This window comes from Bradyrhizobium sp. UFLA05-108 (assembly GCF_059803455.1).
In genome coordinates, this window is sequence record NZ_JBANAZ010000182.1 from 1 (window position 1) to 1,536 (window position 1,536).

2 protein-coding genes are annotated in these 1,536 nt (G+C 63.4%); both read left to right on the plus strand.

Annotated features, from left to right (window positions below; genetic code table 11):
• The first annotated feature begins 80 nt into the window (after window positions 1-80).
• Window positions 81-1,172: an IS5 family transposase gene (locus SO140_RS45795; protein ID WP_498544177.1), complete on the plus strand. Its 1,092-nt coding sequence runs from the start codon at window positions 81-83 to the stop codon at window positions 1,170-1,172.
• The gene (locus tag SO140_RS45800) at window positions 1,172-1,516 is read left to right on the plus strand and encodes a hypothetical protein (protein WP_498544178.1); all 345 of its coding nucleotides are present in this window, start codon (window positions 1,172-1,174) and stop codon (window positions 1,514-1,516) included. The genes SO140_RS45795 and SO140_RS45800 overlap by 1 nt, the downstream gene beginning before the upstream one ends.
• Window positions 1,517-1,536 lie beyond the last annotated feature (20 nt).

Genomic DNA, 1,536 nt, shown 5'->3' on the forward strand with positions numbered 1-1,536 from the left:
CTAGCAGGCTGTTGAAAAAGGCGCTCGCCGCCGACCGGCGACCATGATTCATTGGCTCCGACGAGATTCGGAGATGGTGCGTGCGCGGCGGCGACAATCGAACGGGCGAGTTGTTCAGCTACGTTGACCTGGAAGCGCGGGTGCGGCGGGATCATCCGCTACGAGCGATCCGGGCGATTGTGAACGAGGCACTGTCGGCGCTGGAGCGCGAGTTTGCCGCGCTCTATTCGCCGATTGGGCGGCCGTCGATCCCGCCGGAGAAGCTGCTGCGGGCGATGCTGTTGCAGGCGTTTTATTCGATCCGCTCGGAGCGGCTTTTGATGGAGCGGCTGGAATACGATCTGCTGTTCCGCTGGTTCGTGGGAATCGGCGTTGACGACACGGTCTGGGACCATTCGGTGTTCTCGAAGAACCGCGACCGGCTGCTGGAAGGCGACATCGCGGCGAAGTTCCTGGCGGCGGTGCTGGCGCAGCCCAAGGTGACGAAGCTTCTGTCGAGCGATCATTTCTCGGTCGACGGCACGCTGATCGAGGCCTGGGCCTCGATGAAGAGCGTCAAGCTGAAGGGCGGCTCCGGCGAGCCGCCGGTGCAAGGCGGCGGGCGCAATGCCGAAGCGGACTTCCATGGCCAGAAACGCTCGAACAACACCCATGCTTCGACCACCGATCCAGACGCCAGGCTCTACCGCAAGGGCAAAGGCAAGGAGACGAAGCTGTGCTTCATCGGGCACGGGCTGATGGAGAACCGCCACGGCCTGCTGGTCGACGCCTGCCTGACGCAGGCCGACGGGCATGCCGAACGGGTGGCCGCGCTGCACATGATCGAGCCTCGTGCCGACCGACCGACAGCGATCACGCTTGGCGCCGACAAAGCCTACGATGCAGAAGACTTCGTCAACGAACTGCGCTCGATGAACGTGACGCCGCATGTCGCACAGAATACCAGCGGCCGTAGTTCTGCGATTGACGGACGAACGACCCGGCACGGCGGCTATGGCGTCAGTCAGCGCATCCGCAAGCGCATCGAGGAGGCATTCGGCTGGATCAAGACGGTCGCCGGGCAAGAGAAGACCAGCTTCCGTGGCCGTGATCGCGTCGCATGGGCCTTTACCTTCGCTGCCGCCGCCTACAATCTGGTACGGTTGCCCAAGCTGATCGCGGAGACCGGCTGATGGCCAAGGTGCCCGGCTTCGCCAAGGCCTTTGTCGGCCGCTGGCGCATCGTCGAGATGGACGTCTGGGACAGCGACTTCCTCGATCTTGTCGAAGAGGCGCATCTCACCTTCCAGGGCAAGTCCGATGGCGAAATCGCCTTTGGGGCTCTCAACGGCTTCCTGGACGTGCGCTACGGCACCCGCGACGGATCGGCCTGCGCGGAGTTCTCATGGGAAGGGCACGACGAGAATGATCCGACCTGTGGTCGCGGATGGGCGATGATCGGCACTGCGGGCAGGCTCGTCGGCCACTTCTACATCCATAATGGCGACGATTCAGCCTTCGTTTGCGAACGCGGCTGAGTTCTTCAACAGCCTGCTAG